18 protein-coding genes are annotated in these 26,249 nt (G+C 42.3%); 6 read left to right on the top strand and 12 right to left on the bottom strand.

Features of this window, described 5'->3' with window-relative positions:
- Window positions 1–83 precede the first annotated feature (83 nt).
- The gene (locus V7K69_RS00895) at window positions 84–1,367 is read right to left on the bottom strand and encodes a valine--pyruvate transaminase (protein ID WP_335030657.1); all 1,284 of its coding nucleotides are present in this window, start codon (window positions 1,365–1,367) and stop codon (window positions 84–86) included.
- A gap of 341 nt (window positions 1,368–1,708) precedes the next feature.
- Between V7K69_RS00895 and V7K69_RS00890 the strand changes: the two genes are divergently transcribed.
- Window positions 1,709–2,818: an S-(hydroxymethyl)glutathione dehydrogenase/class III alcohol dehydrogenase gene (locus tag V7K69_RS00890; protein ID WP_185580321.1), complete on the top strand. Its 1,110-nt coding sequence runs from the start codon at window positions 1,709–1,711 to the stop codon at window positions 2,816–2,818.
- A gap of 256 nt (window positions 2,819–3,074) precedes the next feature.
- On the opposite strand, the gene V7K69_RS00885 is transcribed toward V7K69_RS00890, so the two are convergent.
- Complete coding sequence (locus V7K69_RS00885; RefSeq protein WP_335030656.1) at window positions 3,075–3,941, bottom strand: hypothetical protein; 867 nt, start codon at window positions 3,939–3,941, stop codon at window positions 3,075–3,077.
- A gap of 350 nt (window positions 3,942–4,291) precedes the next feature.
- Here V7K69_RS00885 and V7K69_RS00880 point away from each other — a divergent pair, with 350 nt between their 5' ends.
- Window positions 4,292–4,858 carry a hypothetical protein gene (locus V7K69_RS00880; RefSeq protein ID WP_335030655.1) on the top strand — a complete coding sequence of 189 codons (567 nt, stop codon included), beginning with the start codon at window positions 4,292–4,294 and terminating at the stop codon, window positions 4,856–4,858.
- A 334-nt stretch (window positions 4,859–5,192) separates the two neighbouring features.
- A complete protein-coding gene (locus tag V7K69_RS00875) occupies window positions 5,193–7,802 on the top strand; it encodes a CHAT domain-containing protein (RefSeq protein ID WP_335030654.1) in 2,610 nt (869 codons plus the stop codon).
- 375 nt (window positions 7,803–8,177) lie between these two features.
- Here the strand turns inward: V7K69_RS00875 and V7K69_RS00870 are convergent, their stop codons facing one another.
- Window positions 8,178–9,092, bottom strand: coding sequence for a DUF1338 domain-containing protein (locus V7K69_RS00870; RefSeq protein WP_335030653.1), 915 nt, complete (start codon window positions 9,090–9,092; stop codon window positions 8,178–8,180).
- A gap of 45 nt (window positions 9,093–9,137) precedes the next feature.
- Window positions 9,138–10,457: an acetyl ornithine aminotransferase family protein gene (locus V7K69_RS00865; protein ID WP_335030652.1), complete on the bottom strand. Its 1,320-nt coding sequence runs from the start codon at window positions 10,455–10,457 to the stop codon at window positions 9,138–9,140.
- 259 nt (window positions 10,458–10,716) lie between these two features.
- On the opposite strand from V7K69_RS00865, the gene V7K69_RS00860 reads away from it, so the two are divergent.
- On the top strand, window positions 10,717–11,010 hold the full coding sequence (locus tag V7K69_RS00860; RefSeq protein WP_335030651.1) for a hypothetical protein: 294 nt from the start codon (window positions 10,717–10,719) through the stop codon (window positions 11,008–11,010).
- Window positions 11,011–11,196: 186 nt separating this feature from the next.
- Here V7K69_RS00860 and V7K69_RS00855 read toward each other — a convergent pair whose 3' ends face one another.
- The 4 genes from V7K69_RS00855 to V7K69_RS00840 all read right to left on the bottom strand — a co-directional run bounded on the left by V7K69_RS00855 (window position 11,197) and on the right by V7K69_RS00840 (window position 16,433).
- Window positions 11,197–12,414: a M20 family metallopeptidase gene (locus V7K69_RS00855; protein WP_335030650.1), complete on the bottom strand. Its 1,218-nt coding sequence runs from the start codon at window positions 12,412–12,414 to the stop codon at window positions 11,197–11,199.
- Between the two features lie 137 nt (window positions 12,415–12,551).
- On the bottom strand, window positions 12,552–13,454 hold the full coding sequence (locus tag V7K69_RS00850) for an undecaprenyl-diphosphate phosphatase (protein ID WP_335030649.1): 903 nt from the start codon (window positions 13,452–13,454) through the stop codon (window positions 12,552–12,554).
- 562 nt (window positions 13,455–14,016) lie between these two features.
- A complete protein-coding gene (bioD, locus tag V7K69_RS00845; protein ID WP_335030648.1) occupies window positions 14,017–14,697 on the bottom strand; it encodes a dethiobiotin synthase in 681 nt (226 codons plus the stop codon).
- Entirely contained in the window at window positions 14,697–16,433 is a 1,737-nt protein-coding gene (locus V7K69_RS00840; RefSeq protein ID WP_335030647.1) for a protein kinase domain-containing protein, read from the bottom strand. Before V7K69_RS00840 ends, bioD begins: the two co-directional genes overlap by 1 nt.
- Window positions 16,434–17,327: 894 nt before the next feature.
- Between V7K69_RS00840 and V7K69_RS00835 the strand changes: the two genes are divergently transcribed.
- Together V7K69_RS00835 and V7K69_RS00830 are read left to right on the top strand one after the other, a co-directional pair.
- A complete protein-coding gene (locus V7K69_RS00835) occupies window positions 17,328–18,344 on the top strand; it encodes a ribose-phosphate pyrophosphokinase (RefSeq protein ID WP_335030646.1) in 1,017 nt (338 codons plus the stop codon).
- A gap of 223 nt (window positions 18,345–18,567) precedes the next feature.
- The gene (locus V7K69_RS00830) at window positions 18,568–19,242 is read left to right on the top strand and encodes a Uma2 family endonuclease (protein ID WP_335030645.1); all 675 of its coding nucleotides are present in this window, start codon (window positions 18,568–18,570) and stop codon (window positions 19,240–19,242) included.
- Window positions 19,243–19,325: 83 nt separating this feature from the next.
- Here the strand turns inward: V7K69_RS00830 and V7K69_RS00825 are convergent, their stop codons facing one another.
- The 4 genes from V7K69_RS00825 to rsmI form a co-directional block, all read right to left on the bottom strand.
- Window positions 19,326–22,961: a response regulator gene (locus tag V7K69_RS00825; protein WP_335030644.1), complete on the bottom strand. Its 3,636-nt coding sequence runs from the start codon at window positions 22,959–22,961 to the stop codon at window positions 19,326–19,328.
- Window positions 22,962–23,700: 739 nt separating this feature from the next.
- Entirely contained in the window at window positions 23,701–24,594 is an 894-nt protein-coding gene (locus V7K69_RS00820) for a hypothetical protein (RefSeq protein ID WP_335030643.1), read from the bottom strand.
- A gap of 58 nt (window positions 24,595–24,652) precedes the next feature.
- Complete coding sequence (locus tag V7K69_RS00815; protein ID WP_114083839.1) at window positions 24,653–24,931, bottom strand: GlsB/YeaQ/YmgE family stress response membrane protein; 279 nt, start codon at window positions 24,929–24,931, stop codon at window positions 24,653–24,655.
- Between the two features lie 390 nt (window positions 24,932–25,321).
- Window positions 25,322–26,182: a 16S rRNA (cytidine(1402)-2'-O)-methyltransferase gene (gene rsmI, locus V7K69_RS00810; RefSeq protein ID WP_335030642.1), complete on the bottom strand. Its 861-nt coding sequence runs from the start codon at window positions 26,180–26,182 to the stop codon at window positions 25,322–25,324.
- Window positions 26,183–26,249 lie beyond the last annotated feature (67 nt).

The following is a 26,249-nucleotide window of genomic DNA, read 5'->3' as shown; positions in this document are numbered from 1 at the left end:
CACGGCGGAAATAAACCACCCATCTAAATCAATGAAATGCTTACGCTATATTCATTTTTAATTTTTAATTCCGCCTTGCGGTATTAGGCAGTTACAGCTGCACCTTTATAAGCTTCTTCAGCCACTTTTGCTAAACGTTGCATAGCAGTAGCTATCTCTTCATCTGTACCTGTGAGGCTGATGCGGAAACATTGGTGCTTGTGCGCCCACTCTTCCTCTAAACCAGGGAAGAAGGTACTTCCAGGGACAATAATCACACCTACTTGCTTTAATTGTTGGTAAAATTCCCAGTCGCTGATGGGTAAATCTTGTAACCACAACCAAGCAAAAATCGCTCCTTCACCACGATGGAGGAACCAGGGTAAATCCTTGGACATCGCTTGTTCTAAGCTGGTTTCTAAAACAGTAAATTTATTTTGGTAAAAAGGACGGATGACAGTGTGAGAAATTTCCACTAAAGCGCCAGAATTGATTGCATAAGCTGCGATCGCTTGGCCGTAACGTGAAGAATGAAGGCTCATATTTGCCTGAAAACACTCCAGTACTTCAATCCACTTTTCATCCCCAATCGCAATACCAATCCTTTCTCCTGGTAATCCCGCTTTCGATAAACTCATGCAATGCAGGATGTTATCACCAAAAACTGGTGTCATTTCGGTAAAGTTCAATGCTGGGAAGGGAGGCGCATAAGCCGAGTCAATTAACACGGGCAAATTATAAGGTGCAGCGAGGGCAGCAATTTTCTTCACCTCCTCATCAGTAAGGACATTACCAGTAGGATTACAGGGACGAGAGAAAAGAACACAACCAGTATTTTCTGTAATCGACAGTTTGCTGAAGTCGGGGCGATATTTAAATCGGTGAGCGGCTGCATCAATATCAAGAGTTGGTTTGTAAGCAGTTAAGGCTTTTGGAACCAAGCAGATACCGCCGTAACCTGTGTAGTCAGGACTGAGGGGCAAAACGATTTGTTTTAGCTCGCCGCTAGAGGTGTAGCCACCAAAGCTATTAACCGCGTAGAAGTAGAGGCTTTGACTACCAGGGGTGATTAGGATATTGCGATCGCTCAAGTTTAACCCGTAGCGTTTGTTAAAGTCGTTAGCGATCGCTTGAATTAATGGTGCATAGCCCTGACTTGAACCGTAACGACAAACTACTTCACCATATTCTGGACTAGCCAAAAGCTGTGCAGTACAATCCCGCCATAACTGCTCTACCTCTGGCAAAATCAACGGATTACCAGCACTCAAATTAATAAATTGCTGCCCTGCACCCCCTCTTAATGTCTCGATAATATCCTTCATGATTGCTCTTACGCCAGTCAGGTTGGACATTTGAGCGCCAATTTGAGTTAGGGCAGGGTTCATAAGCTGTGACAAAATAATGTATTAATCGAGAGGTGGACAAATTATTTGGGGGTTACTGCTGACATCTAGTTTACATCGTTGCCAAAACAGCTGTCGCCGCCTTAACCAATCTAGCGAGAGAATGATATTTTAACAAAGTCAGGACTTACACAAAAAATAGCCTAAACCTTTATTTTCCGATAGGGTAATTCATCTAGACGCAAAGCGGCTACACTACGAGTACTCCGTTGGAGAACTCGGCCTTACCACGTGTAGTTTTGCGTAAGTCCTAAATGTGAAAGAATTCCCGTTTTGAACCACGGCGGATAACGTCAAATAACTATATATAGGAGGGGCTGAGGTTGCAAGTTAAAGCAGCAGTGGCTTACAGCGCAGGTAAGCCGTTAACGATTGAAACCGTTCAACTATCGGGGCCACAAGCTGGCGAAGTATTAGTTGAGATAAAAGCCAGTGGGATTTGCCATACCGACGCTTTTACCCTATCTGGTGACGATCCCGAAGGTTTATTTCCGGCGATTTTGGGGCATGAAGGCGCTGGTGTGGTGGTGGAAGTAGGCGCTGGTGTCACCAGTCTCAAACCAGGGGATCATGTGATTCCCCTATATACTCCCGAATGCCGCCAGTGCGAATATTGTCTGAGCTTCAAAACTAATCTTTGTCAAGCCATTCGCTTAACTCAAGGACGCGGTGTCATGCCCGATGGTACTAGTCGCTTTAGTATCGACGGGCAAATGATTCATCATTACATGGGTACATCCACTTTTGCCAACTATACAGTGTTGCCAGAAATCGCCCTGGCAAAAATTCGAGAAGATGCCCCATTTGAAAAGGTTTGTTACATTGGCTGTGGTGTTACTACTGGTATTGGCGCAGTTATCAATACTGCCAAAGTGGAACCAGGAGCAAATGTAGTGGTTTTCGGCTTGGGTGGTATTGGTTTAAATGTCATCCAGGGAGCGCGGATGGTAGGGGCAAATATGATTGTCGGAGTGGATATTAATCCCAGCAAACGCGCTTTGGCAGAAAAGTTTGGGATGACGCACTTTGTCAATCCCCAGGAAGTAGAGGGTGATTTAGTTCCTTATCTGGTTGACTTAACAAAAGGCGGTGCTGATTACAGTTTTGAATGTATCGGTAATGTCAAAATTATGCGTCAAGCATTAGAATGCTGCCATAAAGGTTGGGGTGTCAGTGTGATTATTGGGGTTGCTGGTGCTGGACAGGAAATCAGTACTCGTCCTTTTCAATTAGTAACTGGGCGCGTTTGGAAAGGTTCAGCGTTCGGAGGTGCGAGAGGACGTACAGATGTGCCGAAAATTGTTGATTGGTATATGCAAGGCAAAATAAATATTGATGATTTAATTACCCATGTGATGCCCATTGAACAAATTAATGATGCTTTTGAATTGATGCACAAAGGTGAATCAATTCGGAGTGTGGTGACTTTTTAGCTGTTAGATTCAAAGCTCTTTCTCAAAATAAAATTAACAGTAGGGAAGTATAGGATTACTATTTGATTTTTGAACGAAATTAGGTATTGTAGAGTGTGTTAGAACGGAGTTCGTAACGCACTAGGATCACGGGTTTGATGCGTTACGCTGTCGCTAACACATCCTACGTATATTTTCAGAAATCAAACCGGATTCCTATATATCTTTCAGTTGTGTAAACTTAAGCTAAAACACGAGATTTTAGCTTAATTTGTCCTCAATTTTTAGAAACTTCTGGACTGCGAATAATGATATGTCCCTTATCACTTTCTTGAATAGCTAAAACTGACGGTAGCTCATCAGGCTTTGCATTTGGGGGCAATGCTCGAAACAAATAAATCCAGCCGCCACGTTCTAGGAGTAAACGCCAGACTCTCGGTTCTTTTGGATTGCTGATATCATTATCTTCCCTGCCTCGCAAGTCATCAAATAAACCGCGATCGCCAATAATACGGTAGCCTTTCAATGAAGGGTCGGTAAATATATCATCAAGTTTGCGTCCCACTGCAAACTTTTCTTCTGGTGTAATTAACGCTACAACTGGTAAAGTAGAGTTTTGACCAGCGTCTCGTCGTGCATCTGCAATGCCTTGCCAACGAGCTAACCAAAATATCACTATTAATACCCAGGATACTATTACTATCTCATTGACTAGCGATCGCAGAAATTCAACTGAGCGTAGTTGTCCAAAACCAAATTCAGCTAAAGATTTAAGCTGTTTAGCTGTCCATGAGCGTTTGTGTTGAGTTGCAGAGATGATGCGATTCAGTAGTAATTGGCTTGCAGAGACTACAGTATCACTGATGATTTTAATTAACCATAATGTAGCCTGAATTGCGATCGCAGCTACAAAAAAAGCGATCGCTGTTTTGCAGATTGTCCAGCCATCTCCGAGAAATATTTGCAGGGGAACTATCAAAAAAGACTGTGCAGGTAAGTCGAGGGTATTGAGTTCTAGTTGAAAAAAGTAGAAATATGACCAACGGTAAATCCACCCTGCAAAGAAAAGCGCCGCACCCAGCAAGCCAAGTACACTTGTAAATTTACCTAAAATATTGGTTTCCGGGTTGGGGGTTTGGGTCATAGGGGAGATGAAGGAAACAATCTCATAACTTCAAGTTCAGAGGATGTTTTAAAAGTCCTCTGGTCGGTAGCAAAACGTTTTAGATCCCCCTAAATCCCCCTTAAAAAGGGGGACTTTGATTCCGGTTCCCACCTTTTTAAGGGGGGTTAGGGGGGATCTAGAAGTGCCTAAAATTACATCTGACCACTTTTAAAACATCCTCTCATATCCCGGACTTCTTAAAGAAGTCCGGGATCTTGTCTTGTTGTGATTTTACGAAAATTATATATATTCCTTTGAAGTTTAATGAGAAAGTAAATATAGTCAAATGTACTGTTAAAGCCATGAAAGCTTTTTTCCAGGGATGGGTTGTGGCAATCTTAGTAATGGCAGCAGCGATCGCAGGAAACATCAAAACTGTAATTGGCCAAGATGTCAAGAGAGAAAATTTTTTGTTGGCACAGACACCAGTTAATGCAGATGAATTAGAACTTGGAGTGGCATTACCAGAGTTAGCAGAAGTAATGCTCAAAGGGGGTGAGTCAAGCAGTGGTCGAGTCATAGGAATTGATGCACAAGGACAAGCACTATCAATTCGGCGTAATGACAAAACTACCACGATTCCTCTGAGCCAAATTAAAAAAGTAGTCTTTAAGAATGGGGCGTTAGCTTACAGAAGCAATGGGCGGCAAATTATTCGGGGTGAGCGCGATCGCCCCACAGGTAAACTAGTAACTTGGAGTGGTATACCCCTAAATACTTTTACCGTCAAAAATTCTACTCAGGGTCAAGCTGTGGTGAAGCTCAAACCACCTGTAGTTTCCACTGCACAGTTGCGGGGTATTCAGTCAGTAGCGAGAAATCGGCAATATGTGGTAGATGAAATCCAGTTCAATTCGCAACAAAGAACGATCACCATTCTGGCAAAACCTTATTAATCGTGAATTATTTCAGCAAGCCGTTTTTCAGGATTTGCTTCAACGTTAGTAACAACAGCTTCAGCATTAGTAACAACGGCTTCAGCATTGATAACAAACGCTTCAGTTGTCTTAACAACAGCTTAAGCATTTCTTATAGCTACTGAAGCATTAATAACAAACGCTTCAGTTGTTCTAACAACAGCTTAAGTATTTCTTATAGCAGTTGGAGCGTTAGTAACAAACGCTTCAGTTGTTTTAACAACAGCTTAAGTATTTCTTATAACAGCTTCAATATTCCTAACTACGGCTTCGGCTGATGCTCAATGAAAACTGATTATATCTGTAATATTTTATGAAAAAAATTTTCACCAGTCTTTTTGCTGTGGGCATTTATCTAACGCCTGTAACAGTAATGTTGATGGCTCAACCCACTTGGGGACAAACTCAAAACTCGCGATCGCAAGAAGCAGAAAAACTGCTAGAACAAGGGATAAAACTGACACAGCAACAGGAACATCAAAAGGCAATACAAATATTTCAGCAAGCTTTAACCATTGCGCGAGAACTCAAAAATCAAAAACTTGAAGGAACTGTACTGCTTGGACTTGGCTTTAACTACGACGCTTTAGGAGAAAAGCAAAAAGCATTATCATTTTACAACCAAGCTCTTCCCCTATGGCATGCCGTGGGTGATCGCTCTGGTGAAGCAACTACCCTCAATAACATTGGTAAAGTCTACGACGATTTAGGAGAAAAGCAAAAAGCACTTGAATTTTACAACCAAGCTCTGCCCCTGAGACGTGCTGTGGGCGATCGCGCAGGTGAAGCCACTACACTCAATAACATTGGTGCAGTCCACGACAGTTTAGGAGAAAAGCAAAAAGCACTCGATTACCTCAACCAAGCTCTTCCCATATTGCGGGCTGTGGGCGATCATACTGGTGAAGCTACTACACTCAATAATATCGGTCAAGTCTACGACGCTTTAGGAGAAAAGCAAAAAGCACTCGAATTTTACAACCAAGCTCTTCCCATATTGCGGGCTGTGGGCAATCGCGCAGGTGAAGCTACTACACTTAATAATATCGGTCGAGTCTACGACGCTTTAGGAGAAAAGCAAAAAGCACTCGAATTTTACAACCAAACTCTTCCCCTTAGGCGTGCTGTGGGCGATCGCGCAGGTGAAGCTACTACACGCAATAATATCGGTGGAATCTACTCCGCTTTAGGAGAAAAGCAAAAAGCACTTGAATTTTACAACCAAGCTCTTCCACTATGGCGTGCTGTGGGCGATCGTGCAGGTGAAGCCACTACACTCAATAATATCGGTCAAGTTTACTCCGCTTTAGGAGAAAAGCAAAAAGCACTCAAATTTTACAACCAAGCTCTTCCCATATTTCGGGCTGTGGGCAATCGCACTGGTGAAGCTGTCACCTTGGGCAATATTGGTGTAATCTTCCAAAGTACAAATCAACCAACTGAAGCCATTACTAATTTAGAGCAATCTCTCCAAATAAGTTTAGAAATGCGCCGGGGTTTGCAACGAGAAAATCGTCAAAAGTTTTTACAGGAAAACGGAGGACGTGCAGATGCTTTAGTCGATGTTCTCATTAATCAAAAGAAATACGCTCAAGCCTTTGAATGGGTTAACCTATTCACCACAGCCGAGCTTGCTGATTATACTCGCCTCATTAATGCCAAAGTTGCCAACCCAGAAGCACAGCAGAGCCTTGACAACTGGAGTAAAAAAAATCAGCAATTGGAAGCACTGCGACAACAACTGCAAAGCGATCGCTCCGAAAGCCTACCCCAACAAATTCGGCAATTAGAAGCACAAGTTTATTCAGAAGCCGAAAAGATATCCCGCCGTTTTCCTGAAGTGGCAGAATTATTTGAAACTACACCCGTAGATATTAAAAATCTTACATCCTCCATCCCCGCAGGAACAGTTGTAGTTCAACCTTTTTTGCTGACTAATGTGGGAGATATGCCTAAGAATGTCGCATTTTTTATCTTCACCAAAGGTCATTTTAGTGTTATCAAAAAATCTATTGAACCAGATAAATTTAATAAACTTATTGCTGATTACTTACAACAGGTACAAGACGATAGTGATTCTGGCTATTTTGAAACCGGCGGCGAACTTTATGATATTCTCATTCGCCCTATAGAAGGCGAGATTAAAGCTTTATCACCTAAACAACTGAGTATTATTGCTACTGGTAAACTACGTCATTTACCTTTTGAGACTCTTTACGACAATAAAACTAAGCAATTTCTAATCGAGAAATATCCTGTCAATTATCTCACTCGCATTTCTAATAATTCCTTACAATCTCCAGGTATGCAAAATGCCGTAACGCTCAAACCACAAGCTGTTTTAGCATTTGGCAATCCAGTAACCAGTGACCCGCAAAATCTTCCAGGTGCAGAGTTAGAAGTCACAAAGATTAAAGAAATACTGCCAGACAGTGAAGTTTATATCAATAAAAAAGCTAGCTTGGAAAACTTTAAATCCCAAGCATTGCGCTTTTCCTTTTTGCATTTAGCAACTCACGGTTGTTTTCAAACTGAAGATTGCAAAAAAGTCAATTTAAAAAATAATACATTACTATTTGCTGATAAATCCTTAGACATTGCTGATGCTGCTCTTTTAGGTTTACAAGGCACACAATTGATTACTCTCAGCGCTTGTCAAACTGCTGTAGACACTAACTTTAATGGCGCAGGAATTACAGCAGTTGCTTATATATTTGAACGGGCTGGTGCTAAAGCTGTGATGGCTAGTTTGTGGGCGGTTGATGATGAAGCAACTCAGCTATTGATGGTTGAATTTTATCAGAATATCAAGCAGGGTATGACTAAAGGGGAGGCTTTGCAAAAGGCTAAGTTGAAGCTAATTGCAGACCATCGCCATCCTTTTTATTGGTCGGCATTTGTGCTGATTGGCGATGCACGGTAAAGTAATTCGTAATTCGTAATTAAGCCAGTAGGGTGTATTCCGTTTTCTTTAGCCGGCAAAACCTTAGAGGTTGTTTGAAAAGTCCTCTTCATGGTAGCAAAACATTCTAGATCCCCCTAAATCCCCCTTAAAAAGGGGGACTTTGATTCCGGTTCCCCCCTTTTTAAGGGGGGTTAGGGGGGATCAATAAGTGACTAAAATCACAGCCAACCACTTTTCAAACAACCTCTTAGCTTTTTGGCAAATACTTTTTCCACTTTATAGATTATCGATAAAGTGAAAAAAGTAAAACTACTGTCCCATAAAGGTTTTAGCAATAGCGATCAAAATGGATAAAGTCGAGTTTAGAGGTTGTTTGAAAAGTCCTCTTCTAAGCTATTTAGATAGACGAGTCATTTCAAACAATTGCTGGGCATTACTTCCTAAAAAAGCATCAAAGAGTATCTGTTTTCCAGGCTCGATTTCGACTAGATAGCGCTGGGCAATTTCATAATAAGCGTAAGTCCAAGGGATCTGAATTTCTGCACTACTGTTATCATCTAGCACTGTCACCATTTCTGTTACAGCTTGAGTTGCAGTTTGTCGCAAACCACAGGCAATATTTCCCTCTATCTCTGCTTTCATTGGTACACCCAAGTTAGCCAAAGCACTAGCGGTAGTATCAATGTCTGGATATTCTGGGGTATTCTGTCCGTTGACGTAGCCTGTAAAATGGTTGACACCATATCCGTGCAGCAACACCCAAGCCCCATACTGAGTAACCTGATTGACCTCTTCGACAACAGAACGCTTAGGAGGTAGCCAAGGACGGGTAAAGACTTGCTGAAGTTGTTTGGCAATAGTTTCAATCTCCGCGTCTTTTTTGAGAAGAGTAACGGGTGAGGTTAGTTGGTGTGGGATTGCAGATACTGTTTTAGAGATGAGTTGAGCAATATTAGTAGGCAATTCATCAACAATCAACTCGCTGATAAAAAGTTTGGGTAAGTTAAATTCCTCTTGCTGTGGATGGCGATAATGACGGGCATATAGATGAGTTTGAGCAAAATTATACTCTCCAGCCGCCACGTAACCCAAAGCTTCTGCAAATTGTGCGAGATAGTCAATTCCTAAGTTAATTTTACCCTGCGGACTATCTACTAATAAACGCAAAGACCGAAAGGCGATGTGGTCGTTGGCGACAGTCCCACCCGCAGCAGTTATCATTTGCTGGTAGGTACGGGCATGATTTACTCTGGCGCTGTATTCTTGCCAAAGTAATTTCCATAAATTTAAGGCTATTTTATTTGTCATTTGTCATTGGTCATTTGTCATTTGTCATTGGTCATTGGTCGTTTTTTAAGAAGTTAGAATATCGCTGATAATCTGAAGGGCTATTTGAATTTGGTCGCTGTCGATAACTAGAGGGGGACAGAAACGAATTGCCGCTTTACCGCAACCTAGCAATAATAAACCGCGTAAAAATGCTTCTTGAATAATGCGATCGCGCAATTTATGATCGAGATTACCCTGTTCATCCAATAAATCCACGGCTACCATCAAACCTTTACCTCGTGGCGGCGATACTCTGGGAAATCTTTGATGCAACTCGGTAAGACTAGCTTGTAAGAATTCTCCCATCTGGGTAGCGTTTGCCATCAAACCACTTTCCAGCAGTCGCAGTGTAGCAATACCAGCAGCACAAGCTACGGGATTACCGCCAAATGTGGTAGCGTGAGAACCTGGAGGCCAAGTCATTAACTCTGGTCTGGCAAGTATCGCACCTAATGGCAGACCACTAGCAATACCTTTAGCAGTGGTAATAATATCAGGCATCACACCCCAATGCTCGATCGCAAATAAGCGACCTGTCCGCCCCATTCCTGCTTGCACTTCATCCACCACCATCAGAATACCGTGGCGATCGCAAATATCCCGAATCCGTTTTAAGAAACCATCCTCTGGTACGATATACCCACCCTCTCCCTGAATCGGCTCAACTACGATCGCGGCTACTTCTTGCGATGGTAAAATTGTCCCAAATAGCTGTTGTTCCAAGTAATCTAAGCTGGCGTGAGTACCATAAGGGATATGTGTCACCCCAGGAACTAAAGGCCCAAAATTCGCTCGCTGCACTGCTTTAGAACCAGTGAGAGACATTGCCCCATAAGTGCGTCCGTGAAATGCACCTAAAAATGCCACAATTAGCGATCGCTTAGTGTAATATCTAGCTAATTTAATTGCTCCTTCGTTTGACTCTGCCCCGGAATTGGTGAAAAATACTTTTGCAGGGAATGCACTGTTACTCTGTGGTTGAGGAAAAGGGGCGCGAATCGCTAGTTGTTCCGCCAGTTCCACCATCGGTTCATAATAAAAATCTGTCCCTGACATGTGCAGCAGACGTTCCGACTGTTCTTGAATTGCTTTGACGACTTCCGGGTGGGCGTGTCCGGTGGCGGTAACGGCAATACCTGCGGTCATATCCAGAAATACATTGCCATCCACATCTTCAATCATGCACCCTTGTCCGCGAGATACAACTAACGGGTAATCACGGGTATAAGAAGGAGAAGTTACGGCGCGATCGCGTTGTACAATTGCTTGAGCAAGAGGCCCAGGTAAAGAAGTTATTAAACGGGGTATACGAGGTAAATTTAAGTTAATAGGTATACTTAACATTATTTTTGCAATTTTTTAAAGATTACTGATGATTAAACGCTAAAGCTCGATTGCAGACAGTAGCATTTGATGCCATTGCTGTATAAATTACGCATTTACCGAAAAAGCTTTACAGTAAAAAATTTTCGTATTTTGTAAGACTTTGCCCGTGTTTATAACACAACTTTTGCGATCGCGTCCTCACTCAACCACAAAATAGGTAATAGCGGCCAGCTACGCCTACGCAATAGTTAGATCAGCAGCCGCATTAGTAACTTTTGTGACTCCAAAAGTTAGTTTTCAAGTCGCATTAGTAGCTTTTGCGACTCCAATAGTCGGTTTTCAAGTCACATTAGTAGCTTTTGCGACTTCAAAAGTTAGTTTTCAAGTCACATTAGCTGCTTTTGCAACTCCAATAGTTGGTTTTCAAGTCGCATTAGTTGCTTTTACGACTTTAATAGTTAGTTCGGCAGTAGTTAGAAGACCTCAATTTTCTTCTCTGCGCTTATACGTGAGCTTATTCAGCAACGCCAACCACGAGAACTCACAAAAAGCGTGTCACAATCAACATTAGCTATTAATAAAGCCGGAGATAAAAACTCCGGTTTTTTATATAGTTATACCAATTTGAAAAAAAGAATACAACAAATAGACCATTTATAGAGACGCGATTCATCGCGTTTTTTATCCAAGGATGTGTTGCAAGTGTTTTGGGCTTATCTGAATTGTATTAAATTAAAAACAGCTAATTTACACCCACTCAACTAAAAAACTTCTCCACGCATCTAACAAATATTTCCACACCCATTCCCAACGCAGTTTCGTCAAAATCAAACCGGGGATGATGATGGGGATACGCCAAGTCTTTCTCTGGATTCGCAGAACCTAAAAAGAAATAGCAACCAGGAACCTCTTGCAAGAAAAATGACATATCTTCAGCAGCCATAGTTTGGCATTCTGGCACAATACCCAACGGTGTTTCTACCACTTCTTCTGCTACAGTCCGTACCAATTCTGCCATTTTAATATCATTAATTACTGGTGGATAAAGTGACCAGTATTCTAAGTCATAACTCGCACCATGACTTTGACAAATTCCAGCAATAATCTGCTCGACACGCTTATTAAAAAAGCCTTTCAAACTAGGATTAAAATACCTGACAGTAGCACTCATTCTTGCTGTATCAGCAATCACATTCCGCTTGGTTCCAGCATGAAGTTCGCCCACCGTTACCACAGCCGAATCAATGGGATTCACATTCCGGGCGACAATAGTTTGCAAGGCATTCACGATTTGGGCAGCAACTACAACTGAATCCACCGTTTGATGAGGTAGTGCGCCGTGTCCACCTTTGCCCAAAATTGTGCAGTTAAAGCACTCCACAGCCGCCATCAACGCCCCAGCCCGGACACCCACTGTTCCCAAGGGTAAATTATTCCACAAGTGCAAACCAATAATCGCGTCAACATCAGGATTTTTCAAGACTCCAGCTTCAATCATTGGCTTTGCGCCCCCTGGTGATTCTTCTGCTGGCTGAAAGATAATTTTTACAGTACCGGAGAAGTCTTGGCGATGCTGTTGGAGATAGTAAGCTGTACCTAATGCGATCGCAGTATGTCCATCATGTCCACAAGCGTGCATCACTCCATCATGCTGAGATTTGTAGGGCACTTCGTTAAGTTCTTGGATTGGCAAAGCATCCATATCTGCCCGAATCGCTAAAACTTTCTCTGCACCTAGTTTGTTACCCTTGATGGTGGCAACAATGCCAGTGTGAGCAATACCAGTTTGATGCTCAATTCCCCACTCTTGCAACTTTTGTGATACAAACTCAGCCGTCAGCTTTTCTTGAAAACCCAACTCTGGTTGTTGATGCAATCGCCGCCGCCACTCTACTAATTGCGGTTGCAATGAGCGAATTGCCAGCCGGATGCGAGATACATCAATAGAAGAGGGATTGGGAAATGTAGAAACCATTATGAAGACAAGCTAGTTTAAGTACAGCTAACTTAGTCTATCGTAGGAAATGGCGAAGAATCATCATCAGAATCTTCTTAACCAGTAAGCCAAAAAGTTTTTTTCCAAAGAGCTATGCCTACGCTTACCAGTTAAAATCAATTCTGTAACCAACCAGCCATCACAGCAACAATCAAAAATAAACCCATCGCCAAACGGTAGAAAACAAAAATCAAAGTGCTGTGTTTTTCCAGGTAGCGCAGGAGTCCCCAAATTGCAGCAAAAGCGGAAATGCTAGCCGAGATTAAGCCTACCAACAAAGTTAACCAACCAGCTGTACTCAACCCTGCTTTCGTAAGAGTATGGAGTTCTACAGCACCTGCCAAAATCACGGCTGGTAAGCCCAACAAAAAAGAAAATCGGGCTGATGTCTCCCGTTCCATACCCAAAAATAAACCAGCAGTGAGGGTGGAACCAGAGCGAGAAACGCCAGGGATTAGGGCAAAAGCTTGAGCAACTCCTACCCAAATGCCATCCCAGAGGTTGAGGTTGTCAAAAGTGCGATCGCGTCCTCCGCGTTTTTCGGCGATCGCTAGCAATCCTGACATAATAATTGAAGCCGCACCAATAACTACTAACCCTCGCATTGGTGAGTTGCAAGCGTTCAAAATGGGTTTGAGTAGTACACCAGCCACGGCAATGGGCAAAGTTCCGATCAATAAGCCCAACATCAGTTGCAAAGAACTAGATTGATAATCTTGTCCGCTAATTGCTCTAACTGTCTCTCCTGTTAATTTTTTTAAGTCTTGCCAAAAATAGACTAAAACAGCAGTCAAGCTAGCTAACTGCATTGCTGCTGAAAAAGCAGATCCCGGATCTTTCAGTCTTAGTAGAGTTGGCACTATCCGCAAATGAGCAGTACTGCTAATTGGTAGTAGTTCTGTAATTCCCTGAACGATGCCTAAAATAATCACGTCAATCCAGCTAAGGTTAGCAAAGTCTAGATTCACTTCACTACCATTGCCACAGACTGCACTTGCCACCACAAAAGAAAGCATCATGATATCAGGCGTAAATAATTTACTTTTAATCAAACACCGACAAAGTAACTTATGTTAGTGACGCTTTTGTGACTAAGACATGGCACTTGGATGACATCTAAAAAATACAAAATATCGTCTGTTCGCGCAGCGTACCGTTAGGCAACAAAGATTATTTGGTGATTCTAAAAACATCTTTAACTATAGGAATCCGGTTTGATTTCTGAAAATATACGTAGGATGTGTTAGCGACAGCGTAACGCATCAAACCCATGATCATAGTGCGTTACGAACTCCGTTCTAACACACTCTACATACCTAATTTTGTTCAAAAATCAAATAGTAATCCTATAGTTATATTTCGCACAGACGAAATCTGCTAATGAAGTGTTATTTTAGTCCCAACAAATAAAAAAGGCAGGTAAATCCTGCCTTGTGTGTCACTAAAGGTTAATTTCGTCTTTTCTTACCATTGCACGTCTTATTGACAAAGCCATTACCGAGTTATGTCAAAACTGTGACTGCATCAGTTGTAAAAAGTGATTAGACTTCGCTAGTTTTTCTTCAATGCCCAATTCCCAATTCAAAGTGTCAGTGTTTCCCAATCTAAATCTGATGCTACTTGAGCAAGTTTATCTAAATCAGTCAGATTATCTAAATAGGGTAAGCAGCCTAAAACTGGCGTGTTGGTAAGTGATTGAATCAATTGCTGTGGTGTCCAGTCGGCTATTTCTGCATCTGTTCGAGGTTGTATACAGTTCAGAATAATACCTTTAAGATTAACGCGCGATTGCCTAGCTAATGCGACGTTCGCCACTGCTTGAGCGATCGCACCCAATCGAACTGGTACCACCAATACCGTTGGTAAACGCCATTCTCCCGCTAAATCAGCTACCGTTAACTCGTCAGTTACCGGCGAACCTAACCCTCCCAAGGCTTCTACAAGTACAAAATCACGTTGCGATCGCAACTTAGATAAAGCTTGCCAAACCACTCCTAAATCAACTTGGCGATTGTCTCGGGCGGCGGCGATGGGAGGGGCTAAAGGTGCTTCAAAGTATAACGGTGTAATTTCCTCTGAAGATTGTTCTAGCGCAAATAGTTTTTGATACCACTCGCGATCGCCAATCCCCGATTGAATCGGTTTCATGATTCCCCAGCTACGCTGCGGGTAATATTTTTGCCAATAGGCTGCTAAGGCTGTTGTTAAAACAGTTTTGCCAGCTTCGGTATCAGTTCCAGTAATCAGTAGTGTGTTTAACATTAATTTCTTTGGCCAGAAAATGGTTGTGTTTCATTAACTGGCGGCAAGGTTGGCGTTTCACCAGTGGTCGGAGTTGGAATCGGTATCTCTGTGGGAATTGGGAAGGGTGTTTCTGGGGGAATTGGGAGGGGTGTTTCTGTAGGAATGGGAATCGGTGTCTGTGTGGGAATTGGGAGGGGTGTTTCTGTAGGAATTGGGAGCGGTGTCTCTGTGGGAATGGGAATCGGTGTCTCGGTGGGAATTGGTTTGACTGGTTTTTCTAATGAAACATTGAGGTTGTAATTGCTTTCGGCAACTCCCGAAGCCAGTGTTAACTCAATAGTATATCTACCAGTAACTAGCAATATGCCTTCATAAGCTGTTATTGGCTGAGTATTCTGAGCAAGTGGTTGTTCATTGGGACTTAAAACTGTAAGCAATACGCTGCTTGTTGGGTCAATCAACGCAGTTAACTTGTCACCTTTCTGTCCAAAAAAAGTATACCGGATGATTTGATTTGTTTTGAGAGTATCTGTAACTGTGGCTGTGTTAGTTGCTCCCAGATTGAGCCGCCTAGAAATAGGTTGCTGGGTGGTGGGTGTGGGTGTGGCTGTGAACGTAGTACCACCAGAAATAACTGGTGAAGGGAAATTTTGTGGAAGCGTTTCAGTTGGTGATGGTTTCGGCTGACTGCGGATTGAACTTACCAGTGCCCAAGAACCAAATCCGGCAACAAAAACTACACCAGTGGCAATTGCCGCGATCGCTAACGGATTATCCAAGATTGAACTAGTGGAACTTGGTGGAATCACAGGATCGGGTTGTTTCTTCGGCGAAGCTGGTGGTGGTGCTGAGTCAGGACGGCGGCTAACAGCCATTGTCTGCAAATTAGAAGCATTCAGGGGAGGAAGGCTGACTTGTTCTAAAGGTTGTAGTGCTTGAGATACACTTGCAGCACTCTGATAGCGATCGCTCGGTATATGATTCAACATTCGATTCAACACTATAGCAAATCGCGGACTCACCTTTACCCATCGCTGCCAATTCCAAGTTAATTGGTTTTCATCAAATAGATCCCTTGGTTCCTTACCAGTCAGCAAAACAATCGCGCTTACCGCTAAGGCATACAAGTCACTGCTAGGGTAAGCTCCCCCTGTTTGCATTTGTTCACTCGGAGAGTAGCCTAATTTTCCCACAGTGGTTTCGGGCATAGCGCTCTCTGGCGATCGCAAACGTGTTGCTAGTTCCTTTACCACCCCAAAGTCAATTAACACGGGTTTAGCGTCACTATCTCGCAAAATAATGTTTTCTGGCGAGATATCTCGGTGAATGATCCCTCGACTGTGAATATGCTCTAAAACAGGCAGCAACAACTGTATCAGCTGCAATACTTCAGCCTCTGTGAAGGTTTTACCAACAGCTTGACGTTCTGCCAGCATAGCTCGGTAAGTTTGACCTGCAACATAGTCCTCCACCAAAAATAAGCGTTGGTCTTGCTCAAATCTTTCCCGAAATTTGGGGACTTGTGGATGTTCGATTTGATATAAAATGGCAGCCTCTCGGTGAAAAAGCTCCTTTGCCTTTTCCCAAGCCGCAGCCTCCGTTGCTGTTGAAATCAATTCCTTGATCGCGCACAGTTCGTTAAATCGCCTCTGATCTTCTGCCAGATAGGTTCTACCAAATCCTCCTTGTCCGAGAATTTGAATTATGCGGTAACGGTTTTGCAAGACAGTGCCAACTGTAATGGGTGGTTGCATGAGCGATTGATTAAGTGTAGGAGCAACTGAGGAGGAAGTCACCCACCAAGATTAAGTCCGAGAGGCGACACAGTTATATGCAGCGATATTCTACCTTACCTAATGGGTATATCCCCAGTTAGGAGTATACGCAAAGTCACGTTTCAAGTGTCTTATGCAACTTTAAGAACTGTCCACGATAGGAGTGTGGGAGGTGTGGGGAGTGTGGGGAGTGTGGGGAGAAAGAGGAGGAATTGAATAACTGCACATCAATGAACGCTGCATTGCCTCCCACACCTCCCACACCTCCCACACTCCCCACCCGAACCACACAATACGTGAGAAATTCGGGTTAGATCCCCAGAAGATGGCCGGGGGAAGAAGAACAAAAATTAGCGCAGCTTGGCGCTGTCAGCCTTGCACGAAAACCACACCTATGAGAGTTTGTTTAAATACAACTATTCTGAAATTTTATTGGGTGAATTAAAATTTAAAATTAAATCTGCCAGTTTACTTATTTATTGCTAGTATCGTAGAATATAATAGGATACAACTTAAACACTTAGTTCCAAATGCTCCTTGTCTAAGAACAAACTTCAATACCACTTAAAGTTATAAATACTTTACTGTCAGTAATAAATGATGTATTTAGAAGAAGCAATCTAGTACACCAATCTTTGATAGCTTGAGGTTGTTTGTCTAAACTCAAAAATTTGAATTATACATCTTACTGGACGGACTTGATATCAGTTAAGCTATCAATGGTTTGCTTCCAAAGAAAATTAGACAGTTAGCGAATGATAATTTTATGGAGAAATGCTTAAATTTTGTATGGAAGCTTTAATAAAACTCACAGATGTTTTTTTTAGGCTATTTCTCAGTTAAATCTATTAAATCTCTAATGATAATATTGCTATGAATTCAAATAGAGGATCTGCTGTTCTTAGTTCTGCAACTTTCAAAGTGCAAGCATCTTCAACAGGAATGAATGATAATCATCGCTTGCGGCTGTTTTCGGGTTCTGCCAATTTACCTCTGTCTCAAGAAGTCGCTCGTTATCTAGGGATGGACTTGGGGCCAATGATTCGCAAAAGATTTGCGGATGGAGAACTTTACGTTCAAATCCAAGAATCAATTCGGGGTTGTGATGTCTATTTAATTCAGCCATGCTGTCAACCCGTAAACGATCATTTGATGGAATTATTGATTATGATTGATGCCTGTCGTCGAGCTTCGGCGCGACAGGTGACGGCTGTAATTCCCTACTATGGCTATGCTCGTGCTGATCGCAAAACGGCAGGACGAGAGTCTATCACTGCCAAGCTGGTTGCTAACTTGATCACCGAAGCAGGTGCCAACCGCGTTTTAGCAATGGATTTACACTCGGCGCAAATTCAAGGCTATTTCGATATTCCCTTTGACCATGTTTACGGTTCTCCAGTATTGCTGGATTATCTAGCAAGCAAGCAATTGCCCGATCTTGTGGTTGTTTCCCCCGATGTTGGGGGTGTAGCACGAGCCAGAGCATTTGCCAAAAAACTGAATGATGCTCCCCTGGCAATTATTGATAAACGTCGTCAGGCACATAATGTTGCAGAAGTGTTAAATGTCATCGGCGATGTTAAAGGCAAAACGGCAGTGTTGGTGGATGACATGATCGACACTGGCGGCACGATCGCAGAAGGAGCGCGATTACTGCGTGAAGAAGGAGCGCGTCAGGTATACGCCTGTGCAACTCATGCAGTATTTTCCCCACCAGCAATGGAGCGATTATCCAGTGGTTTGTTTGAGGAAGTTATTGTCACCAATACGATCCCCATACCAGAAAACAATCGTTTTTCTCAACTAGTGGTGTTGTCAGTAGCTAATCTCTTAGGAGAAACTATCTGGCGAATTCATGAAGATACTTCAGTCAGCAGTATGTTCCGCTAACTGTCATTCGTTTTACAGGGATAAATTACCCACGCTGACCCCTTGATTGGGTGCAGTGTGGGCTTTTGGTTTTAGTTATTACGCCACCTCTAATGTCCCTTGTCGGCGAAACCCTAATCGCTGCACAAGACCTTTTTGATGTGCAATAGTAAAATGGATGCAGCACTGCCAAATTAAAATACTTTGATTCAGTTTGGACAATTTGGGTAAAGAGGACAAAGGGATGGTTGCAACTCCTAAAAAAGTAATTTCAGTTTTACCTCTGGAAAATGGCGATCGCTTATCTCGCTGCGAATTTGAGCGTCGCTATCAGGCAATGCCGCATTTAAGAAAAGCTGAACTGGTTGAAGGAGTTGTGTATATCATGGCATCCCCGCTCAGAATTAAAAGTCATGGGGAACCACATGGAAACCTGATCGGGTGGTTGTGGAACTATAAAACGGCAACGCCTGGCCTTGTTCTGGGAATTGAACCCACAGTGCGTTTAGATCCAGATAATGAACCACAGCCTGATGCAGTACTATTCATTCCGGGCAGACACGCTTTGATAAGTGAGGATGATTATATCCAAGGCGCACCTGAACTGGTGATAGAAGTGGCAGCAAGCAGTGCAGCTATCGACTTACATGATAAAAAACGCACCTATCGGCGGAATGGAGTACAGGAGTATATTGTCTGGCGAACATTAGACAATCAGTTGGATTGGTTTAAACTGCAAGCGGACGAGTATGTTTCGCTACCAATCGATGAGCAGGGAATTATTCGTAGTCAGGTGTTTCCAGGATTGTGGTTGTCGATACCTGCTTTGCTGTCAGGAGAAATGACAACGGTGTTATCTGTGTTACAAGCAGGTTTAGCTGCCACTGAACATCAGGAATTTATGCAAAAGTTAAAATAATTCGTAATTCGTAATTCGTAATTCGTAATTAAGTTTTATAACGGGGATTGGCTCTGCATGGGAACAAGAGGCTCTTTACTTCCTTAACGATATAGCCAAACGCGGAGTAGTGAAAGTAGTTGCTCAGTATCTACAGGTTTGGTAATGTAGTCAGAGGCTCCAGCTTCGATGCACTTTTCGCGATCGCCTGGCATAGCTTTAGCAGTTAAGGCAATTATTGGTAATGAGCGAAACTGTTGTTGCTGGCGGATGGCGCGGGTGGTTTCGTAACCATCCATTTCTGGCATCATGATATCCATCAATACTATATTGATGTCAGGATTAGTTTGCAGTCTCTCTATGCCATCTCTGCCATTTTCGGCAAACAGCACTTGCATTTGATAGCTTTCTAAGAAGCTGGTGAGAGCAAAAATATTCCGCAGGTCATCATCTACAATCAAAATTTTCCGATTAGCTAGCACTGGGTCATTTTGATGTAGTTGCTCTAGCATTTGACGCTTTGGTTGCGGCAAATTTGCTTGTACCCGATGCAAAAACAGGGCCGTTTCGTCTAATAACCGCTCTGGCGATCGCACATTTTTAATGATAATTGTCTCTGCTAATCCCCGCAGTTGGGTTTCTTCTTGGCGGCTGAGTTCTTTGCCGGTATAAACGATAATTGGCAGTTTCAACAGCCTGGGTTCTTGCTTGATTTGCTCAATTAGTGCAAACCCGCTCATATCGGGCAGACCAAGATCCAGTACCATACAGTCAAAGTGCTGCGATCGCAAAATCAACAGCGCTTCTGCTCCCGTACCCACTGCTGTACTCTGGACATCACCATTACCAATCAATTCGATAATACTTTGGGCTTGTACGGGATCGTCTTCTACGATCAGGAGATTTCTTACCTGACGCTCAATAAAACCTTTAATATCAGTCAATACCTGAGTTAACGCTTCTGGAGAAACAGGTTTTTGTAGGTAAGTAATTGCTCCTAGCTGTAATCCCCGTTGCTGTCTTTCATCTACGGAAAGTATATGTACTGGTATATGCCTGGTATCTGGTTTATGCTTCAGACGATCCAGCACCGTCCAACCATCCATTTCTGGCATATAAATATCTAGCATAATCGCATCGGGCTTAAACTGTTGCGCGAGTGCTAAACCTTGTTTGCTCTGTAAGGCAACTATAACCTTAAAGCCCTGCTCACGAGCCATATCTAGTAAGATGCGGGCAAATTTATCATCATCCTCGATAATTAGCAAAATGCGATCGCCCGGTTGAATTATTTCCCGGTCATCTGGAATTTCGTGGGGGAAGGTGGTAACTACTTTCGCAGTTGGAGAGGTATCCACATTTGTAGGTCTGTTTTCTACCAAAGGCACTTCTTTTCTAGTCGATGCTGGGCGGATTGTGATTGGTTGAGGGGGTGTAAAAGTATTTTGACTATTCTTTTCCTGTCGTCTGGGTAGGTAGAGAGTAAAGGTGCTTCCCTGCCCTGATTTGCTGACTAGTTCAATTCTCCCTCCCAACAGTTGAGCCAATTCGCGGCTGATGGACAAACCCAAGCCAGTGCCGCCATACTTGCGGCTGGTTGTGCCATCTGCCTGCTGAAATGCCTCGAAAATAATTTTCTGCTTCTCGGCTGGAATGCCTATACCCGTATCGCTAACTGCAAAAGCAATCATCGGATTATCAATTTCGGCTGCATCAGAAGATATACTAATTTCTAACTTCACGCCTCCCTGTTCAGTAAACTTAAAGGCGTTAGCTAGGAGATTTTTTAGCACTTGTTGCAGACGTTTGGAATCGTTATAAATTGTCGGCGGTAACTTACTATCCAGTTCAATAGTAAAACTGAGTTCTTTATTGTGCGCTACTTGCCGGAAAGTCTGCTCTAGAGATGTCTCCAAATCTACAAAAGCAATTTGCTCAATATCGAGCGACATAGTACCCGACTCAATTTTGGCTAAATCTAGAATGTCATTGATCAATTCCAGCAAATCAGTGCCAGCCGAGTAAATAGTCCGGCTGTACTCTACCTGTTTATCGGTCAAGTTGTTAAGAGAATTATCTGCTAACAGTCTGGCTAAAATTAACAAGCTATTTAAGGGTGTCCGTAATTCGTGGGACATATTTGCCAGAAATTCCGACTTATATTTGGAAGACAACGCTAGTTGTTCAGCTTTTTCTTCCAAAGACTTCCTCGCCCGCTCAACTTCCTCGTTCTTGCGAGCAACTTCCCGATTTTGAACTTCTAAGAGTTCTGCCTTTTCTTCTAACTCCTCATTTAATTGCTGTAATTCTTCGTTAGACTGCTTGACAAGAAATTGTGATTCCTCCAACTCGTGCGCCTGTTCTTCTAAACGTTGATTGCTCTGTTGTAGTTCTTCTTGCTGGGTTTGCAGTTCTTCTGTCAAAGCAACAGACTCTTCAAGTAGTTGCTGGGTTTGCAATTGTGAAGCGATGTTATTTAAAAATACGCCCAGATTTTCGCTCAATTGCTCTAAAAATGTCAGATGCAGATGGCTGAAAGACCTAAAAGAGGCAAGTTCAATTACGGCACTCACCTGCGTCTCAAACACTATAGGCAAAACAATAATATTTAGCGGTGATGATTCTCCCAAGCCGGAACTGATGCGGATATAGTCACTAGGAACTTCTGTGAGGAGGATTCTTTGTTTTTCTAGGGCGCATTGTCCCACCAATCCTTCGCCCAAGCGAAACTGATTTGCTAAGTTTTTTCGTTCTTTGTAAGCATAACTACTCAACAACTTCAGTACTGGTTGGTCGTCTATAGAGGCCATTGCATAAAAAACGCCCTGTGATGCCCCAATCAGTGGCGCTAAATTCGACAATATCAAGCTAGACGCAGTTTCCAGATTTCGCTGCCCTTGAAGCATCTGAGTAAATTCAGCTAAGTTAGACTTTAACCAGTTTTGCTCTTCATTTTTTTGAGTTGTATTTCGTAGATTAACGATCATCTGATTGAAGGTGCGTGTCAACACGCCAATTTCATCGTAGCGATCGCTATCTGGTAAACTCACCAATAAATCCCCATCCGCCATTTTTTCTGCTAAATCAGAAACTTGCTTTAGAGGTGCTGAGATATGTCTGGTTAAGGCAAATCCGATTAAACCTAAGATTAAAGAAAATAAAGGAATACTATAAATAATACTAGCGATCGTTTGCCGGGCTGCTGCTCTTGCTCTCTCAGAGCGCTGTTTCAGCAGTGCATTCTCCTCAGTTTTCATCGCCTGGATAACTTTCTGAATCTGATCCATCAGCTGCTTACCCTGATCTGTCAAGATAGCTTTCTGGGAAGCTTCTAAACCCTGGCTTTCCCGTAGCTCAATGACATCTTTCATTACAGCCATTCTCTGAGTTAGCAGTGGCTGCAAAGTATCAAGTCGATTTTGTTGGTTAGGGTTATCTGCTGTTAACCTTTGAAGTTCCTTGACTTTTTGATTTAGTAATTCAATTGCAGCGTTATAAGGTTCTAAATAGCGCTCTTCGCCTGTAATAATGTAACCGCGTTGCCCAGTTTCAGCATTTGTCAGTTGCAAATTGAGGTCTTCAAGCTGACTTAGCACCTGGTAGGTATGGGTTTCTTTGCGCGAAGTTTCAATTAGATCGTTGGTGCTTTGGTAGGAGATTAGACCGATGGTAGCCAGAGTTGCCAAACTCAGGGCAAAACTTACTCCAATCTTGGCTCCAATCTTCAAACGGTTAAACATTCTTTCAGGCAAGGATTTAAACTATGTGTGTGTTTAAGACTATTTCGATTATCTTCTAACTATCCAAACTAAATGTATGATGTCTTGTTGATCTCGGATATGCCTAGTTTTTTACAGATATTATTTTACTCTAAGCCTAACCTTTTGTTGTCGCTTAGGTTTAATTTGACATCACTTTTTTATCAAAAAAACCTTGGAAAAATTAAATAATTCCACAACATTTTAGTATTCTCTACCGAAATTAAAACATTTGAGGAATAGATAAAAATATTGAATAATGCAACTAAGCAGATATTATAAATAAAATGAAGTTCATTTTCTGTAAACGTTAAATATAGTAGTTTTTGGAGATGGATAAAATACCATTACCATTGTACACCACGATAAAGAACAACCTTACACCAATTTTTTATGAGGCTGCATAGAATTCGATCCCCCCTAGTCCACGCCAGTCGCTCATGGGGGAAACCCCCAAGACCGCGCTGGCTCTCCTTAATAAGGGGGTAACCGGAAAAACATCTATTAAAGTACCCTTTATTAAGGGGGATTTAGGGGGATCAAGATATGTGCAACTTGACATTAAATTGGTATTAACCTTAGTTATTGTAAGCAATATTATGTTAGTAAATTAGGGTTTTAAAAGGCAATATATACTTACATAAAATATTTTATCTATATAAAAAATATACTTTTCCTATAAATCTCTCGTTATTGAGTTTAACTAGAAGTTAGTAATACTCTAGCGATCACTTCTAGCCAGATCAAGTTCAGATTGGCTATGTATACTAAAATCTTGGATATTGTTACTCTCTAAAATCGCTTTTGCACCTGCTATGTAGATATCAGTGCCTTTTATGACTATTAGATAATGTCCGCCTGCAACCTGATGTTCATAATGTCTGGCCAGATCGTTAGGAATTCCTAAAGTGAAGTAGATATCTTGAGAACTGCTGATATTCACGCCAACAATATCACTTATATTGCTGGTAATTTTAGCAATTATTGATACTTGACTCATCGGAAAACCAGCAGTTCGCAGTTCAGTAATAGCTCTTTCTACATTATGGTGCGTATAAAAAACACCAATAGCGTGCTTATAACGACTATTTGGGGTGGAGTATGGCTCATAAACACCCCAATGTTGAAGATCGCGGCGATTAAAAATCCTCTTAACTAGACGAATTTCTATATCTATGCCGCTTATCATCACCAAATGATAACCTTTACAGACTAGATCGCTGTAACCCTCTGCTTGCTCTTTAGGAATTCCTAAACTTACCAATACATCCGGTAAACAACTTGCTAAATTGTTAGCGATCGCTATTGCTTGTGCGCCGGCTACCATGACTTGGCCTACACCAGGAACTACCCAGAAGACTAGACCAGCTAATAAGTCATTCAAATCACCTAAAGCACTACCAGTAAAAGCTCGCTCGGTGTCTTCTGAGGATGTATTGCTAGTGCTATCTTTAACTTCAACACCAGCAATATCACTTTGTTCTTGTGCATTTCGTGCAATTACAGAAACTTTGTGCATTGGAAAATTAGAAGCTTTTAGTTCCTGAAGTGCCAATTGTGCGTCGGAACATTTAGCGAAAACTACTATAGTTCTTCGCTCTTTTTCTAATGTCATTTTATCGGTTTATTGCAGTTAGAGGTGATTCCCAAGATTATTAGCTAATTGAAGGTAATTATACTGCTCGGCGAGTCAGTAAACCCCATAGGAAAATAAGTAGCATAGCACCCAAAACGGCAAATAAAATGCTTCCCAAAGATAAAGCGCCTACAGATGCGGCGGCTGCGGAACTACTCCCTAGTAAAACTTGACCCAAATAACCACCGACTACCGCTCCAAGTATTCCTAATATAATCGTGGAGAGAATACCGCCACCTTGGGTTCCTGGATAAAATAACTTAGCTAACGCGCCTGCAATTAAACCCAAAACCAGCCAAGCAATAATGTTAGTCATTGAATCTTTCCTTTGTGAGAATGTGCTTTGTCGTTTCCTTTCGACTATTTCATATTAAAGTTTGCCTCTAAAATTACCGATCTATCTAGAGAACTAAAATCAAAAATCTTTAGATATCATTTGAATATTCACTGATTATCCGGTAGAGGAAATACCCTACGGAAAGCCTTTCTGTATCTATAGGATTACTATTTGATTTTTGAACAAAATTAGGTATGTAGAGTGTGTTAGAACGGAGTTCGTAACGCACTATGATCATAGGTTTGATGCGTTACGCTGTCGCTAACACATCCTACGTATATTTTCAGAAATCAAACCCGATTCCTATAGATCAATTGCTCCTACAGGGTATGGTTTTGCGTAAGCCCTAGTAGTATTTTTATTAGTGGTTCAAGACTCAGGAGTAACGACTAAAGAAAGAGCTAGTTGATAAAGTTGGCGACGGGGAAGGGAGGTAAATTTTGCTAACTGACGGCTAGCTTGCGATCGCGATATTCCCTGACTAATTAACATTTTCAATTCAGCTTTCAATTCCTCTTCTGTCAGTTGAGGCTGACTGGCTGGAATTCCTGCCACGACTAATGTATATTCACCCTGGGGTTCTCGTTGGTTGTAGTGAGCGATCGCTTCGGCAATTGTCCCCCGCCAAAATTCCTCATACAATTTTGTTAACTCCCGCCCTAGCACAATTTGGCGATCGCTTCCCCAAACTTGTGCTAAGTCTTGTAAAGTATCTCGCAAGCGGTGAGGCGATTCGTAGAAAATCAATGTGCGAGATTCTGTTTGCAGAGATTCTAAATATTCTTGTCTCTGTTGAGTTTTCGCCGGCAGAAAGCCTTCAAAGACAAACCGATCTGTTGGTAATCCAGATGCACTCAAAGCGGTAATTGCTGCACTAGCGCCAGGAATGGGAACTACTGAAATCCCCGCCTCAATGCAGGCTTTCACCAGTTCATATCCAGGATCAGAAATACCTGGCATTCCCGCATCACTCACAAGTGCGATCGCTTTATCGTTAATTAAATGCTCTAATAATTCCGGGATGCGACTGGTACGATTGTGTTCGTGGTAACTCACCTGGGGAGTTTTAACTTGAAAATGCTGTAATAATTTCCCTGTGTGACGGGTGTCTTCCGCAGCAATGATATCGACAGTCTGCAAAATTCGCACCGCCCGAAAGGTTATATCTTCCAGGTTGCCAATGGGTGTACCGACAACGTAAAGTGTTCTTGGTTTTGGATCGGTTTGCATGAGAGATTAGGAGTTTTTGTAGAGACGCGATTCATCGCGTCTGTGCAGGAGAGACAAGAGAGACGCG

Origin of the sequence: Nostoc sp. (assembly GCF_036917775.1) — a bacterium.
GTDB lineage: Bacteria > Cyanobacteriota > Cyanobacteriia > Cyanobacteriales > Nostocaceae > Nostoc.
Note: the sequence above shows the minus strand (reverse complement) of the source record. Positions and strands in the feature narration are given on the sequence as shown.

Bases quoted from the DNA above. Each gene is read 5' to 3' on its own strand.
- rsmI (WP_335030642.1), bottom strand. From the start codon at position 26,182: ATGCAAACCGATCCAAAACCAAGAACACTTTACGTTGTCGGTACACCC.
- V7K69_RS00850 (WP_335030649.1), bottom strand. From the start codon at position 13,454: ATGATGCTTTCTTTTGTGGTGGCAAGTGCAGTCTGTGGCAATGGTAGT.
- bioD (WP_335030648.1), bottom strand. From the start codon at position 14,697: ATGTTAAACACACTACTGATTACTGGAACTGATACCGAAGCTGGCAAA.
- V7K69_RS00875 (WP_335030654.1), top strand. From the start codon at position 5,193: ATGAAAAAAATTTTCACCAGTCTTTTTGCTGTGGGCATTTATCTAACG.
- V7K69_RS00825 (WP_335030644.1), bottom strand. From the start codon at position 22,961: ATGTTTAACCGTTTGAAGATTGGAGCCAAGATTGGAGTAAGTTTTGCC.
- V7K69_RS00830 (WP_335030645.1), top strand. From the start codon at position 18,568: ATGGTTGCAACTCCTAAAAAAGTAATTTCAGTTTTACCTCTGGAAAAT.
- V7K69_RS00815 (WP_114083839.1), bottom strand. From the start codon at position 24,931: ATGACTAACATTATTGCTTGGCTGGTTTTGGGTTTAATTGCAGGCGCG.
- V7K69_RS00895 (WP_335030657.1), bottom strand. From the start codon at position 1,367: ATGAACCCTGCCCTAACTCAAATTGGCGCTCAAATGTCCAACCTGACT.
- V7K69_RS00840 (WP_335030647.1), bottom strand. From the start codon at position 16,433: ATGCAACCACCCATTACAGTTGGCACTGTCTTGCAAAACCGTTACCGC.
- V7K69_RS00855 (WP_335030650.1), bottom strand. From the start codon at position 12,414: ATGGTTTCTACATTTCCCAATCCCTCTTCTATTGATGTATCTCGCATC.
- V7K69_RS00820 (WP_335030643.1), bottom strand. From the start codon at position 24,594: ATGACATTAGAAAAAGAGCGAAGAACTATAGTAGTTTTCGCTAAATGT.
- V7K69_RS00865 (WP_335030652.1), bottom strand. From the start codon at position 10,457: ATGTTAAGTATACCTATTAACTTAAATTTACCTCGTATACCCCGTTTA.
- V7K69_RS00885 (WP_335030656.1), bottom strand. From the start codon at position 3,941: ATGACCCAAACCCCCAACCCGGAAACCAATATTTTAGGTAAATTTACA.
- V7K69_RS00870 (WP_335030653.1), bottom strand. From the start codon at position 9,092: ATGACAAATAAAATAGCCTTAAATTTATGGAAATTACTTTGGCAAGAA.
- V7K69_RS00835 (WP_335030646.1), top strand. From the start codon at position 17,328: ATGAATTCAAATAGAGGATCTGCTGTTCTTAGTTCTGCAACTTTCAAA.